Here is a 17,568-nt window from a genome sequence, read left to right as displayed (position 1 = left end):
TATGCATTTTGATTCTATGAGCGACTTTTTTGCCATGGGTGGTTATGCTGCTTATGTATGGAGTGCGTTTGGCATCTCATTTTTGGCGATGCTATGGATCCTCTTTTCTAGTATGGCCACCCATCGTCGCGTATTAGGTGACATTAAAAATAAAATCGCACGTGAACAACGCATTAAAGATGCGAAAAAGATGGAGAATACGCTATGACCCCAAGACGTAAGAAGCGTCTCGCCTTAGTGTTAGCGCTCGTTTTAGGCCTTGGTGCTACCATTGGTTTAGTGCTTTATGCGTTAAATCAAAATATGGATCTATTCTACACACCAACAGAACTGGTTAATGGTAAGCCTGATGGCACCAAACCAGAAGTTGGTCAACGTTTACGTATTGGTGGCATGGTGGTGAAAGGCTCTGTGAAGCGTGATCCTCAATCTTTAGAAGTGAGTTTTAAAGTTGCTGATGTCGGCCCTTCAGTAACTGTCACTTATGATGGTATTTTGCCTGATCTCTTCCGTGAAGGGCAGGGTATTGTCGCGCAAGGTGTACTCGTTGGCCCAACAACAATAAAAGCACACGAAGTACTGGCTAAGCATGATGAAAATTACATGCCGCCTGAAGTCGCTGATGCGATGAAGAAAAATCACTCAAAACTTCAATATACTGAAGAACAACTACAAGGTAGTGCTCAATGATCCCTGAAATAGGCCATTTTGCCCTTATTACTGCCCTCGCCTTATCGGTACTGGCCAGTATTTATCCGCTATATGGTGCTGCAGTCGGTAACCAAGCAATGATGCGTATGGCACGACCATTGGCATACGGTATTTTTGCTTTTATATCGTTATCTTTTGTTATTTTATGTTGGTCATTCTATAACAATGATTTTACTGTTGCGTATGTAGCCAGTAACTCGACAAGTTTATTACCGTGGTATTACCGTATTACAGCGGTATGGGGCGCGCACGAAGGTTCATTGCTGCTTTGGGTACTTATCCAAGCCGGTTGGGCTGCTGCTGTGGCGCGTTTTAGCCGTGATATGCCACTTGAATCTGTTTCTCGTGTCTTATCGGTAATGGGGATGATTGCAGTGGGTTTCTTACTGTTTATTATCATTACTTCTAACCCATTTTTACGTACGCTACCGGTATTCCCTGTCGAAGGTCGTGATCTAAACCCATTATTGCAAGATCCGGGTCTAATTATTCACCCGCCAATGCTTTACATGGGCTACGTTGGCTTCTCTGTTGCGTTCTCTTTTGCCATTGCATCCTTGATGACTGGTCGTTTAGATACCGCTTGGGCACGTTGGTCTCGTCCATGGACAATCGCGGCATGGTCATTCCTAACGGTAGGTATCGCACTAGGGTCATGGTGGGCTTACTACGAACTTGGCTGGGGTGGCTGGTGGTTCTGGGATCCAGTAGAAAACGCATCATTTATGCCATGGCTTGCAGGTACGGCGTTAATGCACTCGCTATCAGTAACAGAAAAGCGTGGCACATTTAAAGCATGGACTGTACTGCTTGCGATCTCTGCCTTCTCATTAAGTTTATTAGGTACGTTCTTAGTGCGTTCTGGCGTATTGGTTTCTGTGCATGCATTTGCGTCAGATCCGGCTCGCGGTATGTTCATTCTTGGTTTCCTTGTGGTTGTTATCGGTGGTTCTTTACTGCTGTATGCATTACGTGGTGGTCAAATTCGTTCTCGTGGTAACTACAGCTTGTTCTCACGTGAAAACCTGTTACTAGCAAACAACATTTTACTTGTTGCAGGCTTAGTAGTTGTACTTATTGGTACATTATTACCATTGGTACATAAGCAAATTGGTTTAGGTTCTGTTTCTATCGGTGTACCTTTCTTCAACATGCTATTTACATGGTTGATGATCCCGTTTGCTTTTATTATGGGTGTTGGTCCTCTTGTTCGTTGGAAACGCGATAATTTCAAACATGTTCGCAAGCCAATGATTATCTCAGCACTGATCACGATTCCATTTTCATACCTTGTTATTTACTTTACGGCAAGTGTGGTTGAACCGCTTGCGGTGTTAGGGATGATGATGGCGGTGTGGATCATTGTGATGCATGGTTTTGAGTTATTCGAGCGTGCGACACACCGTCATACTTTTGTTGATGGCTTAGGTAAATTAGGTCGTAGCCATTGGGCGATGGTGTTAGGCCATATTGGTTTAGCGATATCTATCATTGGTATCACGCTAGTTTCTAACTACGATATCGAACGTGATTTACGTTTAGCGCCGGGTCAATCTGTTAATGTGAAAGGCTATGATTTCCACTTTGCTGGATTACGTGATGCAGATGGTCCTAACTATGATGGATATATAGCTGATTTCAATATTAGCCGTCGTGGTATTAATGTAACAACACTACATGCTGAAAAACGTTTTTACAGTGTGGCTGGCTCTATGATGACAGAAGCGGCAATTGATAGCGGGATTACTCGTGACTTATATGTTGCTATGGGTGAGAAGCTTGGTGATGGTGCATGGGCTGTTCGTATTTACTACAAACCATTCGTGAACTGGATGTGGGCGGGTGCATTTTTAATGGCGTTAGGTGGTGCATTGGCGATCAGCGATAAACGTTACCGATTCCGCACTCCTGCAAAACTGAGTAATAAATCGTCAGAGGAAAAATTAACCCATGAATAAGAAGTTCCTCTTTATTCCGTTAGTCTTGTTTATTGCACTGGTTATTATGTTTATGGTGCAGTTAACCCGCAATGCTGATGGTGATGATCCAACAAAATTAGAATCGGTATTGGTAGGTAAACCTGTACCGACCTTTAAATTAGAAGATCTATTCCAACCAGGAAAAGAGTATCAACAAACGATTTTCAAAGGTGAACCATTATTGCTTAACGTGTGGGCGACATGGTGTCCGACATGTTATGCAGAACACCAATACTTAAATACGTTAGCGAAACAAGGCGTTAAGATCATTGGTCTGAACTACAAAGATCAACGTGAGAAAGCGATTGGTTGGTTAACTGAATTGGGTAATCCTTATTTGCATACACTTTATGATGGTAACGGTATGTTAGGTATGGATTTAGGTGTGTATGGCGCACCTGAAACATTCATTATTGATGCTAACGGCATTATTCGTTATCGCCATGTGGGTGACGTTAATCCTGAAAATTGGAAAAAAACGCTTGAGCCGTTGTACAACAAGCTAAAAGCGGAGGCAAAAGGTTAATGAAACGTTTATTTGCCCTTGTTATAGCTGCAACGATTGCGCTAACCGCGGCGTTACCAGCATTTGCATCGATTGATGTCTATGACTTTAAAAATGCGGAACAAGAAAAGCAGTTTCAAGAGCTAACGGCAACATTACGTTGCCCTAAGTGTCAGAACAATAATATTGCTGATTCAAATGCAACCTTAGCGCAAGATATGCGACAGAAAACATTTGAGCTTCTTCAAGAAGGCAAAACCAGTCAGCAAATTATTGATTACATGATTGCGCGTTACGGTAACTTTGTTACGTACAATCCACCGATGACAGCTTCGACTGCAATTTTATGGGTTGGTCCTATTCTGTTTATCGTTATTGGCTTTACTGTTCTGGTTTATCGTACGCGTAAAAACGGTGAAAAAGTTGAGCAGGCTCAATTAGATGAGGAAGAAGCTAAACGATTAAAAGCACTGCTTGCAGAGATGGAACAGCAAGATGCTAAAAGTGTTGATACTCAATCAAAGGTAAACAAATGACGCTGTTTTGGATTATAACTGCTGTCTTAGTGCTTATTGCAATAGCATTTTTTGCTGTACCTATGTTGTATGGTAAAGAATACGATGATGTAGCAAGCCGAGATGAATTAAACAAAGCATTCTTTAAAGATCGTATTCATGAACTGGAGCACGAATCAGAAGAAGGCTTGGTTGAGAATCGCCAAGAATTAGTTTCTGAGCTTCAACAGTCATTGTTAGATGATATACCTGAAAGTAAAGAGAAGAAATCTACTCATGTTAGTGCTGGGATGTTGCTACCTGGCATTATCTTAATTGTTGGTGTGAGCTATGGCATGTACGCCTCTGTGGGCGGTATTCAGAAAGTAGAAGCGTGGCATGATGCGGTAAACCGTCTGCCTCAACTTTCTCAACGCTTACTGGGTGATAATGCCGCTAATGAGCCGCTGTCTGATCAAGATATGTCTGATTTGACTTTAGCATTACGTACTAAATTGCACGATGACGGTGATGATCCTATGGGATGGTTATTGTTAGGTCGTATCGCAATGGCAAACCGTGATGGTGAAACCGCTGAAATGGCAATGAAAAAAGCTTATGACTTAAACCCTGTTGATGAGGATATTCAGTTAGGTTATGCACAGTCATTAATGCTAAGTGGTAAGCCGGGCGCAAGTGACATGGCACGTAACTTATTACGCAATGTCATTAAGAAAGATCATACTAACGTGCAAGCATTATCGCTACTCGCTTTCGATGCGTTTGAGCAAAACAAGTTTGAACAAGCGATCGCTTATTGGACGATGATGAAAAAGCTTATCGGACCGGATGATTCGCGTGCACCGATGCTTGATCGAAGTATTGAACGCGCACAAGCACGTTTAAATGCTGATGACAAAGCGAAAGCATTAGTCAATGGTTCTGCTGCAGCTGCGGCAGAAACTGCGCCAAAAGTCAGTGCTGAACAAGCAAAACAGCAGATAGTGGCGACAATTTCATTAGCGCCAAACGTCGTGATGCCAAAGCAGGGCGATATTATTGTCTCTGTTCATAGCGCTGATGGCGCACCAATGCCAATTGCAGCTGTAAAGCTACCACTGACAACGTCTTTCCCATTAACCATTACGTTAACGGATAAAGACAGCATGATGCCGCAGCGCAAGCTATCGTCATTATCTGAAATGATTGTCCGTGCTCGTATTGATAGTGATGGTAACGTCATGACGAAACAAGGTGATTGGTATGGTGAAAGCCAGAAAGTGATGCTTGGTGGTGATACAAAAGTATTAATTAATAAACAATATTAATTCAATACTGGAACAAATAGAGCAGGCTGGATATTATTGTCCAGCCTGCTTTCTATTGGATATATGTTTTGAATAGAATTTTCTTACTAATAATTTGGCTTTCTCTGGGGCTAGTCGGTTGTGCGCAAACACCAGATGAACCGTCAAAACAAATTACCTCTAACAATATTACTGATCATATTGATGCTGACAGTGATAGTAATGGCGTTTATGACCCGTTTGAGGGGTTTAACCGTGCTATGTGGGATTTTAATTTTAACTATTTAGACCCGTACGTAGCCCGTCCAGTTTCAATGGCATATGTTAATTACACGCCAACCCCTGTTCGTAAAGGCATCATGAATTTTTTATCAAATTTAGATGAGCCTGCAAGTATGGTTAATAGCCTACTGTCGTTAAATGGCAAAGCTGCGGTCACCCATTTTAACCGTTTTTGGATTAATACAATTTTTGGATTGGGTGGTTTAATCGATATCGCATCTGCGGCTGACATAAATAAACCTGCGGATCGACGATTTGGTGACACGTTAGGTTATTATGGTGTACCAAATGGTCCTTATTTGATGTTACCAGTTTATGGCCCAGTGACGTTCCGAGGTTTTGGTGATGCGGCTGATGAACTCTACCCAATGTTCAGCTTATTAAATATTTGGGAAGGGCTAGGTAAATGGCTTTTTCAGGGGATGGAAGATCGTGCTGCATTAGCACAACAAGAAGCGATGCTAGAAAAATCACCCGATCCATATGTATTTACTCGTGATGCATATATTCAATATAAAGACTTTATCGCCAGTGACGGTAAAGTTGACCAAGAGCAACAAGCAGATAGTTTTGATGATAGTTATCTTGATGAAATTGATGATCAGTAATATTACTTAACTAAAAAAGACCTCCAATAAGGAGGTCTTTTTATATGTGGTATAGTTTGTAGCGAGCTTGTTTTTCTAAATAAATTTTATTTTACTTAGAAACGGTAGCTTGCTTGTACACCCGCTAACCATACATCACCAGATGTTGTACCAGCGAAAGAGAGTTTAGTTGGTTGTTGAAGTAGGCCGCTAGCTAGGCCATTAATACTCTTATCTGTTTCGTTTAGGTGCGCTTTCTTCGCATAAACGTAGGTCAGGCCTGCATCTAATGTTAAATTCTTAGACCACTGGTAACCCGCACCAAGACTTAACCAAGTACGATCAGTTTCAGGGATCGTTTGAGTTCGGTGGGCTTCATCAACTGCAGCCATGTCATAGGCAATACCAGAGCGAAGTGCTAACTTTTCTGTTGCTTGGTAAGTGGTACCAATAGCAAAACGGTAGTTGTCTTTCCAGTTTTCTTCTTTAATTAGATCGTTACTGTGTGAACCAAGAGCCGGAATATTCGCTTCTAATTTTTCAAAGCTGCTCCAATCTGTCCAGTTGATGCTGGTATGAATAGCCCATTGATCGGTTAACTGGTGGAAGGTTGCAATCTCTGCAGATGCTGGAAGCTCAAGCGGTAATGAACCGGGTAAAGTTTGGTTGTTGTATGCAAGGCCGCTAGCGTGACCGCTAAGGTTTAGGTCAACAGCTGAGCGATAGCTTACGCCAATACGGTTTGCTGGGTTAATTTGCCATGCAGCACCTGCTTGCCAACCCCATGCATTATCTTCTCCTTCCATATATTTAAGATTTTTACCCGCTAAGCCTTGATCATAAATATATTTCTGTTGTGGTGACAACATTCCAGAAACAGTGGCTGGTAGTACGCTTGGCAGTGCTGCGCCGAAGTGGCCTTTTGCCATAATATAACGCACACCGGCACCAACACTAAATTGGTCATTAATTTTGTAACCAAGATTAGGGTTGATTTCAACGGTGTGTACTTCCGCTTGATTACCGAAAAGAGAGGCAGTGAACTGGGTGCCAAGTTCGGTACGCATACCAAAGTTTGTACCAAATGCTAGGCCTAATGTTGCTTTATCGTTCAATTGACGAGAAATATAAAAATTGGGAATAACGGCACTATTAGCGATATCACGAGATTCAGTTTGATCTATGGTTTGATCATTAAGTTGTAGATTCCCTTTAACATCAATGTTTGGGTCAACGTAAATTGCACCTACTGATATTTGCGTACCTTCAAGGTATGTCAGCATTGCAGGGTTACGGAATTGGGCGCTGGCATTGTCAGCCATTGCTGCTTCACCAGCAAATGCGCGGCCTAAACCTGTTGCTGAATATTCAGCCAATTGGAATCCTGCTGCTAGGGCGTTAGAGCTCATGCCTAATGCTAATGCAGCCGTTAAAGATAATGTAATTTTATTTTTATTCATCATTTTAATATTAATCGCTAATTGTTCGCTGAAACTAAGTCGCGAATAATACCCTTAACAATTAATAACGTGACGATTTATCGCTATAAATTCCACTTATTGAAGTAATATTCCTTTAATTTGTTTATTTTGGTTTTATATCCGTTACTTTTTGTTCGTGCTGTTCTGATCTGATCTGTTTTCAGCGTACACATGTACCAGTTGTTGTATTGTTCTGATTGTTATTTATACAAATTTTGAACGTGTCGAGTGAATTAATGAAAGGAAAGTGAGGTGGAAGTGGTAGTGAAAAGATTAAAAAAGGAGCCAAATGGCTCCTTTTAATCATTTTAGCGTTCAAGTGTACGCTGAAATTAGAATGAACGGCTGTATTGTAGACCGTACAACCATGCATTTGCACGAGTAGTTGCGTCAACCGACATACCGAGCGGATTGGTTTCATCTGCTTTAACATCTTTACCAATAAGGTAAGTTAAGCCAAAGTCGATGGTAGACTTGCTGTCTAGGTGGTAGCTAAAGCCGCCAGATAACCAGTTACGATCTGAATCAGGTACAGAAATAGACGTTTTTGAATCCTGTGCGCTAGTGTCATGCATGTAACCGGCACGAAGTGTCCACTGATCGTTTAGGTAGTAAGTACCACCGATAGAGTAGTGCCATCCATCTTGCCATTGGTAATCATTTAATTTAACGCCACCAGTTGTTTCTAGAACGTCAAACTCGCTCCAGCGGATCCATTGAATGCTGTAGTGAACCGCAAATTTATCATTTAGCTTATTGAAACCAGAAAATTCTGCCATATCTGGTAATGGCATTTTTAGCTTCTGATCGCTAAGGTCGTTGCCCGCATAGTGCATATCACCTTTAGCTTCTAATGTTGGGCTATAGCGGTAAGATAAGCCAAAACGGTTGTTTTGATCGAGTTCGTAGATAGTACCTAGGTTAAAGCCAAGTGCTACACCATCGGCATCAACATCAAGTAAATCAATTTTTGGTGTATTGATCGTACCATTAGGTGTTGGAATTTTTCCTGCAGGTATATAGCGATTTAGTTTACCACTGCCGTAAATTACGTCTAAACCACCACCAATGCTTAGTTGCTGGTTAATGCGGTAAGCAGCACTTAAACCTAAGTTCACACTTTTTACATCAGTTAAACCACCAAATACATTTGCAGCGTAGTTATCACTAAACTCAGTTTTAGTACCGAAGTTTGAGTAAAGTGATGCACCTACAGCGAATTTATCGTTGATAGGCTGAATGTAGTAGATGTTTGGCGCATAACTAGTACCACCAATTTGATCATCAGGGATCTGATAACCATTGTATGTTGCATCTTTTACTTTAACGTCAGTATCAATGGCGATAATACCAAGAGACAGTGCAGGTGCATCAAATAATGTCATTGATGCAGCGTTTTTTGCCATTGTTGATGCGTTGTCAGCAATAACACCGTCACCTGAAAATGCACGGCCAAGACCGGTTGCAGATTGTGCATTCAGCTGAAAGCCCGCTGCCATAGATTGTGATGAAGCTAAGGCGATAGCAGCAGTAATCACTGAGCGTGTAAAAATTTGCTTCTTATTCATGCTTAGAATAATTCCTAATTATATATATTATTGTTTTTTATTAGCCTATGTTGGCTAATTTTCGATGATTGTAGGGGGTGTACTGACTTAATCAAATCTGACCAGTGTTATGTCTAAGTAAAAATACTTTTTAACGAAACTTATAGTGATTTTGGTATCAAATGTCGATGTTTTAGGTTGTTTTAACGACAAATATCAGATGTGAAAAACGGCAACATAGCGTGTGTTGCCGTTATTAAGAAGGACTAAAAATCAGTAGGAAAATTAGATTTCCCAGCTAAGGTCGTTTTTGATTTTACTCGCAACTGGCATTAAGTTTTGACCCTTATCGCCAACAATAATCAAACTTGCTTCTCTGATCGGTACGACTAAACTTTCATTGTTATTGTCTGTTGAGTTAGAAATAGCATGGCTTGGGGTTGGAACAACAAATACCGTGACTTTACCTTGAGGTGTATCCATCACCATATGTAATGAGCGTTTGCCATCAAAGCCACAATAGTTCACATAATAAATGTGCCCTGGTAAATCTTTCATTTCCGAACCAAAAGGTTGCAGCTTTGCATTCACTTGTTGCAACGTTGCTTTTTCATCGATGTTATCGACAAATTTTGCTTCATAAGAAACATGTTCAAGTGCGACATTGGCAAGGCTATTGATTGGTAACTGTTGGCTTGGTAGCAAATTCATTTGCCCAACAAAGAGACCAATAGCAAAAGCAACAGAGGCGGCGAGGCCATAAGACCAATAGCGATTAATGCCTTTCTTGTTGGTTTCTTCTCCAGCTTGTTGAAATAAAATTTTATCCGCCAGATCATCGGGTACATCGACTTTAAGCGCTTGCTCTAATTGGATATCAAGCTGTTGTAATTCATCGGAAAACTTTTTATTTGCGATCGATTGATGTTTACATGCCGTTACAGTGGGATCATTATCATGTGGATCAGCTAATAATCTCCGTCTAAATTCTAGTTCATCCATTCTGATTCCCCCTTTTTGACTCTTTATTTTCAAGTTGCTCTTTTAATTGGTTACGGGCTCGAAATAAGCGAGTCATCACAGTGTTTCGGTTAAGTTCAAGGATCTCTGCAATTTCATCACCATTAAAACCAGCCATGACCTGTAAAATGAGTGGTTCTCTATACTCCGGTGCCAAATTCATGATTAAACGTTGAAGCATATGTTGCTCAGTATTCATTTCAACACTGGGTGTGGAATCAGCAATTGCATGGTCATCAATATCAACCAAATCAAATCGTTTTCTTTCAAACCGACGTGCGTTTTCACGCCTAAGTATGGTGATTAACCATGCCTTAGCAGCTTTATCATCCTGTAGGCTATCAAGGGAACGCCATGCGCGTAAGCATGTTTCTTGTACCAAGTCTTCAGCAATATGCTGGTCGTGGCACAACCAATATGCGTAACGGTAGAGATCCCGATGCCAAGCCCTAACAAGGGCCTCGTATTTTCTTTGTTTGTCCATATCTAAAGAGACCGAGGGATCGTGTTTTTTCTTACCAAAAAAATTTTTGAACATGGCAATATCCGTCGTTGTCCTTACGAAAAATCTTATGAATAAAGAAAGCTATAAGGTGTTTACCTTTCTTTTTTATAATTAAGCTGATAATTCACACTAAAATTGATCTGGTTCAAAATTTGATTCCAGCAGCGCGTTATAGTGACTGCGTCATCTGATAGCGAGATGGTGGGTTGCAAAACCGGCTATTGTAATGCTATCTGTTGAGCAAGATGACAACTTCCTTTTGAAGGCTGACTTTACTTTCTCCTATCAGGTTTTCCTGATTTGCAATTAGCTTTATGTTGATTGACTTATTCATTACGCAGATTGCTTTCCGCGTGAATTATGACCATACCTTATAAGGTATGGTTTTTTTTTGCCTTTTTATCTTTGTTGACCTCTATTTTTACATCTTTTCTAATTCTCTCTCTAATTATCTGCATTTTTCCGCTTAATATCGTTTTAAAACTGAGAGGATAGATCACAATCTTTGACACTTCTTCCGTTAAATTTAAACACTTGATTGAATTTGGTAACATTTGGCTTACAATTGTGAGGTCTGACCTCTATTGCACGGTGTGCCAAACGGCTTACTGTAAGCCAAATTATCAAAAGGAGTTGCGATGACACGTCTCCAAAATCTTACTACTCGTCAAGGGGAACGTATTGCCGTTGTTAGCGGTTTACGTACTCCATTTGCTCGTCAATCTACCGCTTTCGATGGTGTTCCTGCTTTGGATCTCGGAAAGCTGGTTGTCAATGATATGCTACAAACGCTTGATTTTGATCCGATGCTTATTGATCAAGTGGTGTTTGGGCAAGTGGTACAAATGCCAGAAGCGCCAAATATCGCGCGTGAGATTGTATTGGGTACTGGTATGAACATTCATACTGATGCTTACAGTGTTACCCGTGCCTGTGCCACTAGTTTTCAAGCCGCTGCGAATGTTGCCGAAAGTATTATTTCAGGCACGATCGATATTGGTATCGCAGGTGGTGCTGATTCATCATCGGTATTACCCATTGGCGTAAGTAAAAAAATGGCTGCTACATTACTTGCACTTAGCAAGGCGAAAACCATGTCAAAACGGCTTAAGTTATTAAGTTCTCTTAACATGAAAGATTTAATGCCTGTGCCGCCTGCCGTTGCTGAATATTCAACAGGATTGAGCATGGGACAAACCGCAGAGCAGATGGCAAAAACACATGGTATTAGTCGTGAAGAGCAAGATGCATTGGCTCACCGTTCACACACATTAGCGGCACAAGCATGGCGAGATGGATTGATCCGTGATGAAGTGATGACGGCATTCCCACAACCTTATCGCCAGTGGATAGATAAAGATAACAACATTCGTGAAGAATCGACTCTTGAATCTTATGCCAAATTACGGCCAGCCTTTGATCGTAAATATGGCTCAGTCACAGCAGCAAATGCGACCCCATTAACGGATGGCGCAGCCGCAATACTGATGATGCGAGAAGGGCGAGCTAAGGAATTAGGACTAACACCATTAGGGTATATTCGTTCCTACGCGTTTTCCGCAATAGGGGTTGAAAGCGATATGCTGATGGGACCTTCTTACGCGACACCTGTTGCACTGGAACGTGCAGGTTTAAATTTATCTGACCTTACCTTGATTGACATGCATGAGGCTTTTGCTGCCCAAACATTAGCAAATTTAAAAATGTTTGCTTCTACTAAGTTTGCGCGTGAAAAGTTAGGCCGTATTGATGCGATTGGTGAAGTTGATATGGATAAATTCAATGTGTTAGGTGGCTCATTGGCTTACGGGCATCCATTTGCAGCAACAGGCGCACGTATGATCACCCAAACTTTGCGTGAGTTAAAACGTCGTGGTGGTGGCTTTGCATTGAATACGGCATGTGCAGCTGGTGGTTTAGGTGCGGCAATGATTTTGGAGGCTGAATAATGACGCAATCTGCATTTAGTTTATCGTACAAAGATAATGGTGTTGCTTGGCTAAAAATAGATGTGCCAAACGAGAAAATGAACACCTTACAAGCTGAATTTTCAGAGCAAATAACATCAGTGCTCGCAGAGCTTAAAGCACGTTCTGATATTAAAGGGCTTGTTGTCTATTCAGGTAAGCCTGATAACTTTGTCGCTGGCGCTGATATTCGCATGTTGTCAGCCTGTGAAACAGCACAAGAGGCACAAGCCTTAGCTGTAAAAGGACAGGTTTTATTTTCACAGTTAGAGCAACTGCCTTTTCATGTGGTTGCAGCGATTCACGGCCCATGTTTAGGGGGCGGCTTAGAGCTTGCTCTTGCTTGCCATAGCCGAGTTTGTAGTGATGGTGATAAAACCCGATTAGGTTTACCTGAAGTACAGTTGGGATTACTCCCGGGCTCTGGCGGTACTCAGCGTTTACCTCGTTTGATTGGCGTAGCTAATGCGCTTGACATGATTTTATCGGGTAAGCAATTACGCGCGAAAAAAGCGGTGAAATTGGGGGTGATTGATCAAGTTGTCCCTGAAAGTATTTTATTAAATGTTGCCGAGCAAATGGCTTTATCGCCAAAACCTAGCCGCAAATCATCCATGCAAAATTGGGCATTGGGCGGAAATCCATTAGGTCGCTCAGTAGTGTTTGATCAAGCGGCGAAAAAAGCACATGAGAAAACACGTGGGAATTATCCTGCTGTTGATGCCATTTTAGAAGTTGTGAAATATGGTTTACAGCATGGGATGGAAAAAGGGTTAGAACAAGAGGCTAAAGTATTTGGTGAATTGGTGATGTCACCGGAATCCGCCGCGCTTCGTAGTATCTTTTTTGCCACAACAGCAATGAAAAAAGAAACGGGTTCAGAGGCTGAGCCATTAACTGTCGAACGAGTCGCTGTATTGGGTGGCGGTTTAATGGGCGGCGGTATTAGTCATGTTACAGCAACGAAAGCAGGTTATCCGGTACGGATCAAAGATATTAGTAATGATGGTATCCAAAATGCGCTAGCGTACAATTTCAAGCTACTTGAGAAAAAACGTAAGCGTAAAATTATCTCGAAAGCCACATTACAAAAACAAATGCTAACGATAACAGGTGGGACTGATTTTACTGGCTTTAATCAGGCCGATGTCGTGATTGAAGCGGTATTTGAAGATTTAGCGCTCAAACATCAAATGGTAAAAGATGTTGAAGAGCATGCAAAACCAACCACAATTTTTGCCACGAATACATCCTCATTGCCGATCAATCAAATAGCACAAGCGGCAGAGCATCCTGAGAATGTTGTTGGTCTTCACTATTTTAGTCCTGTAGAAAAAATGCCATTGGTTGAGGTCATTCCACATCAAGGCACGGAAACAGGGAGTGCAACGTCAGAAGAGACGATTGCAACGGTTGTAGCCTTGGCGAAAAAACAAGGTAAAACCCCGATAGTGGTCGGTGATAAAGCAGGCTTCTATGTTAATCGTATACTAGCGCCTTATATGAATGAAGCGGCACGCGTACTTCTTAGTGGTGAGCCGATTGAACATATAGATACAGCTTTACTTAACTTTGGTTTCCCTGTTGGGCCAATCACATTATTGGATGAAGTTGGTGTTGATATCGGCGCGAAGATAAGTCCTATTCTGTTAGCTGAACTCGGTGAACGATTTGAAGCACCAGATGTGTTTGATTTATTGCTGAAGGATAATCGCAAGGGACGTAAAAGCGGTAAAGGTTTTTATCGTTATAATACCAAGAAAAAAGAAGTCGATAAGTCGGTTTATAAGCTTCTTGAGTTGGAACCAAAGATTAAAGAATCTGAAACTGAAATCGCGGTTCGTTGTAGTTTAATGATGCTGAATGAAGCAGCAAGGTGTTTAGATGAAGGTGTGATCCGTTCGGCAAGAGATGGCGATATTGGCGCTATTTTCGGTATCGGCTTCCCACCGTTCCTAGGCGGGCCATTCCGTTATATGGATCATATTGGGATAACGCGTGTTGTTGATATGCTAAACGAGTACACAGATAAGTATGGTGATCGTTTTAAACCGTGCGAGCGATTACTTGATATGGCCAAAGAAGAGAAAACGTTCTATTAGCCAATAGATTAATGAAAAAAACCGATGAGCTTAGGCCATCGGTTTTTTTTGCTATTCAATAAAGCCTTAATTCTCTTAATAAATGTTATACACAACGAATGACAATAGACAAAAAGCCATATTTAACACTTATTTGTAAATATGGCTCGTTATGTAGACGGTCGTCTTAATTGTTAGACGAGTCATGCCAGCTTAATAAGCATTATCTTGAAATTCTGTCACTGATTCAATTGGTTGACCTATCTCTAAAGGTGCGTAATCACTATGCGCTTTGCCTTTGTAATACATGACTAATCTATTCGCTGTTCTTGGTTTAATGGTATCAACAACAAATTTGATCATATCTACACGATCTAATTGTTTAAGCGCATCAACAACACGCTGACGTTGTTGGAACGTTTCATCTTTATTGCCGATACTTACCCAAAACCGTTGAGCACGAGATCGTAAATTAGTATCTGGCTCTGAAATTTGAGCAATTAAACCTTGCTTACTGTCTTGCCATTGCGCTTCATTCAATTCGAGCAATACGAGTGCAAAAGCATTGGTAAAATCATCAATTGCCTCTGATAAGTAACTTGGATCGGCAACAGGTGATTGAATATATAAGATCAACCCTGGATGACGATTAAGCGGTAGATTGGCCGTTCCTACCATATAACCCAGTTGTTGTTTCGTGCGTAACTCATGGAAGAACGTGGTCGACATTAAATGATTAGCTAACGTATAAATCGCAATTTGCTCAGGTGTGGTTTCCTGAGATTGGTAATACATTAAGATTGCTGAATCTTCATGATTACAATCTAACTCATACGTTAATGTACCCGCATTGTCTAAATGTACCAGCGGACGTTGTGATTCACCATAAAGTTGGTCAGTCACTCGGAATGCATCTTTTAATATTTCAGCTAATGCTAACGCATCTTTTTTAAGCCAATTGCCATATACAAAAGTATCAATATGAAGCTCTGCGAACATTTCATCAACAAAGCTTGGTAGCTCATCTAACTCGATTGATTCTAACGCTTCAATCATGACAGGGTAGGGTGGATTATTGGGTTGTAGTAATCCTGTTAGCTGATTAAACAATTGTGAAATCGGTTTATCTTCAGCTGCGTTACGCCAATTACGTAGCATTTGTGCTTTGATATTGGTGAAACGATCGTGATCAAATTTTCGCCCAGCAAAGCGCTCAAGTATCAGCGTCATAAGCAAAGGTTGTTTTTCACTAAAGCCTGATAACTGAAGCGTCACTCCCCCTTGGTGAGCATAAAGATTATACGACATACCTGCAATCTCAGCGGGATAAGCGGTCTCATTTATCGCTTCTAATAGCATTTCAACACATAGGCGAGTTTTTACGATATTACGTGGTGAACTCACCGCATGCGGGCTATCAATGGCAACATAAACTATACCTTTAGGTACGCGGAAATCATGTTCTTGTTTATGCCATAAACGAAACCCAGGTAAATCTTGAATTAACTGAGGAGGTAATTCTGAGCCAGGTTCAAGTGGTAAAGGCTCAAAATTATCACAAAGATATATATTGCGCTCGGGTAGTGTTAACTCAGGATCCAGTTCAATATCTTGCCATAACGCTTTTTGTTCCGCGGTAAATGGTGTTACTGAGTAAGGCGTGTCATACCATTGTGCTGTGCGATCATAATGGCCACCTTGAGCAACCAAGGTTAATCGCATATTGGTCGGCTCAAGGTAATCTAAGATCTGCTCGATTAAGGTATGATCGTATTGCTCCATCATATAATCACCGTAGATGATATCTTCCGGTTTATAATGCAACAGGTTTAAAACCAAATAACTGACAGTATCTAATGGACGGCTTTTTTCTTGATAGCGGAAAGCCATTTCAAGTACAGCTTTCTTCTCTTGTTGTCGCCATTGAGCTAAGCCATGTAGCTTAATGAGTTTAAGGCACTGAAAAACGCTAGTGACTATCTCGTCAATGTGATCTTGACCTTTCGGCGTTAAATTCAAACCTACGGTAAATTCTCTGAAATTACTGCCGCTAACGCCGCCACCGGCGGTTAAGGTATTAATAAAACCCCGTTTTTTGAGAACTGACATCAAACTACCTTGACCTTCATTGCCTAGTAAATGGGCAATATAAGATAAGGGTTTCGCGGTATAAAACTCATCTACACACGGCAAAGAAAATGACAGCGTTAACTTTCGTAGTTCTTTAATTGGTTCAATTTGAATAAATTGTTGTTGTTGTTTTTCGGTCACAAACGGCGTAGTAAGCGGTGTTTTTACAACATCTGTTTTTGGAATATGGCTAAAAAAGTCATTCGTGAATTGTTCTAATTCATCTAATGGTTGGGGGCCTAATAAGACGAGACCCATCGCATCCGCTGAATAATGTTGATGGTAAAAAGCTATTAAATCATCCCGTACAGATTTGCCATCACGATCGTCTAGTGTCGTAAGATCACCGACTGAAAACTTAGCAAAAGGGTGCTCTGGGTTAATGGTTTCTTTTTGTACTTGATAAAGGCGGCGGACATCATCTTTTATTTTTAATTTATATTCAGAATCAACAGCTTGTCTTTCTTTATCAACGGCTTCTTCATTAAATAATGGTGCAGTGAAAAACTGCCCAAAACGATCTAATCCTTCTTTAAAAGCATGGGGGCTGACTTCAAAGAAAAACGTCGTGTTTTCTGTTCCAGTCCATGCATTGTTACTGCCGCCACTGCGATTGATAAAGGTTTGAAATTCCCCAACACGTGGATATTTTTCAGTACCTAAAAACAGCATATGTTCGAGAAAGTGCGCCATACCTTGACGATCAAGAGGATCGTCAAAATGACCAATTTCGACGGATAAGGCAGCAGCGGAGCGAGGCGCTTCAGCATCATGAACCAGCAATACGCGTAGTTCATTCGCTAAAGTAAGATAGCGATACTGCTTGTGATCATTTGGGCTTATATGCACAGGAAGAGCCTATTTTTAAAGGAGAATTGGATCAATTATGACCTCCAATACACAGACTGGCAAACTGATAGTTAACTTTATTTACGTAGTTATGAGCGTGATATGAAAACCCAACGTCAAGGC

The 17,568-nt window shown here is 41.1% G+C and carries 14 protein-coding genes; 9 read left to right on the top strand and 5 right to left on the bottom strand.

The features are described 5' to 3' along the window. The first annotated feature begins 1 nt into the window (after position 1). From ccmD to C9J46_RS04045, 7 genes are all read left to right on the top strand, one after another. Positions 2 to 208, top strand: coding sequence for a heme exporter protein CcmD (gene ccmD / locus C9J46_RS04075; RefSeq protein ID WP_045127283.1), 207 nt, complete (start codon positions 2 to 4; stop codon positions 206 to 208). Then, positions 205 to 690 carry a cytochrome c maturation protein CcmE gene (ccmE, locus tag C9J46_RS04070; RefSeq protein ID WP_107205517.1) on the top strand — a complete coding sequence of 162 codons (486 nt, stop codon included), beginning with the start codon at positions 205 to 207 and terminating at the stop codon, positions 688 to 690. The genes ccmD and ccmE overlap by 4 nt, the downstream gene beginning before the upstream one ends. Beyond that, positions 687 to 2,669, top strand: a complete 1,983-nt coding sequence (locus tag C9J46_RS04065) for a heme lyase CcmF/NrfE family subunit (protein ID WP_107245615.1) — start codon at positions 687 to 689, stop codon at positions 2,667 to 2,669. The genes ccmE and C9J46_RS04065 overlap by 4 nt, the downstream gene beginning before the upstream one ends. Continuing rightward, positions 2,662 to 3,216, top strand: coding sequence for a DsbE family thiol:disulfide interchange protein (locus C9J46_RS04060; RefSeq protein ID WP_107205519.1), 555 nt, complete (start codon positions 2,662 to 2,664; stop codon positions 3,214 to 3,216). Before C9J46_RS04065 ends, C9J46_RS04060 begins: the two co-directional genes overlap by 8 nt. After that, the gene (locus tag C9J46_RS04055) at positions 3,216 to 3,731 is read left to right on the top strand and encodes a cytochrome c-type biogenesis protein (RefSeq protein ID WP_107205520.1); all 516 of its coding nucleotides are present in this window, start codon (positions 3,216 to 3,218) and stop codon (positions 3,729 to 3,731) included. The genes C9J46_RS04060 and C9J46_RS04055 overlap by 1 nt, the downstream gene beginning before the upstream one ends. After that, positions 3,728 to 5,017 (top strand): c-type cytochrome biogenesis protein CcmI, encoded by a 1,290-nt coding sequence (gene ccmI / locus C9J46_RS04050; RefSeq protein ID WP_107205521.1) that lies wholly within the window; start codon positions 3,728 to 3,730, stop codon positions 5,015 to 5,017. Before C9J46_RS04055 ends, ccmI begins: the two co-directional genes overlap by 4 nt. A 68-nt stretch (positions 5,018 to 5,085) precedes the next feature. Further along, on the top strand, positions 5,086 to 5,886 hold the full coding sequence (locus C9J46_RS04045; protein WP_107290582.1) for a VacJ family lipoprotein: 801 nt from the start codon (positions 5,086 to 5,088) through the stop codon (positions 5,884 to 5,886). 95 nt (positions 5,887 to 5,981) lie between these two features. Here C9J46_RS04045 and C9J46_RS04040 read toward each other — a convergent pair whose 3' ends face one another. From C9J46_RS04040 to C9J46_RS04025, 4 genes are all read right to left on the bottom strand, one after another. After that, positions 5,982 to 7,325 carry an outer membrane protein transport protein gene (locus C9J46_RS04040; RefSeq protein WP_199190628.1) on the bottom strand — a complete coding sequence of 448 codons (1,344 nt, stop codon included), beginning with the start codon at positions 7,323 to 7,325 and terminating at the stop codon, positions 5,982 to 5,984. A gap of 353 nt (positions 7,326 to 7,678) precedes the next feature. After that, the gene (locus tag C9J46_RS04035; protein ID WP_107290580.1) at positions 7,679 to 8,914 is read right to left on the bottom strand and encodes an outer membrane protein transport protein; all 1,236 of its coding nucleotides are present in this window, start codon (positions 8,912 to 8,914) and stop codon (positions 7,679 to 7,681) included. 264 nt (positions 8,915 to 9,178) lie between these two features. Beyond that, complete coding sequence (locus tag C9J46_RS04030; protein ID WP_107259364.1) at positions 9,179 to 9,895, bottom strand: DUF3379 family protein; 717 nt, start codon at positions 9,893 to 9,895, stop codon at positions 9,179 to 9,181. After that, positions 9,888 to 10,451 (bottom strand): sigma-70 family RNA polymerase sigma factor, encoded by a 564-nt coding sequence (locus tag C9J46_RS04025; protein WP_107205526.1) that lies wholly within the window; start codon positions 10,449 to 10,451, stop codon positions 9,888 to 9,890. Before C9J46_RS04025 ends, C9J46_RS04030 begins: the two co-directional genes overlap by 8 nt. Before the next feature lie 605 nt (positions 10,452 to 11,056). Here C9J46_RS04025 and fadI point away from each other — a divergent pair. Then, a complete protein-coding gene (gene fadI, locus C9J46_RS04015) occupies positions 11,057 to 12,367 on the top strand; it encodes an acetyl-CoA C-acyltransferase FadI (protein ID WP_107205528.1) in 1,311 nt (436 codons plus the stop codon). Beyond that, positions 12,367 to 14,487 (top strand): fatty acid oxidation complex subunit alpha FadJ, encoded by a 2,121-nt coding sequence (gene fadJ / locus C9J46_RS04010; protein WP_107205529.1) that lies wholly within the window; start codon positions 12,367 to 12,369, stop codon positions 14,485 to 14,487. Before fadI ends, fadJ begins: the two co-directional genes overlap by 1 nt. A gap of 192 nt (positions 14,488 to 14,679) precedes the next feature. Here fadJ and C9J46_RS04005 read toward each other — a convergent pair whose 3' ends face one another. Beyond that, entirely contained in the window at positions 14,680 to 17,445 is a 2,766-nt protein-coding gene (locus C9J46_RS04005) for an insulinase family protein (RefSeq protein ID WP_107290579.1), read from the bottom strand. Positions 17,446 to 17,568: the final 123 nt, after the last annotated feature.

Source organism: Photobacterium sp. GB-36 (genome assembly GCF_003026135.1).
Taxonomy (GTDB): domain Bacteria; phylum Pseudomonadota; class Gammaproteobacteria; order Enterobacterales; family Vibrionaceae; genus Photobacterium.
This window is presented reverse-complemented; position numbering and strand designations above follow the sequence as displayed.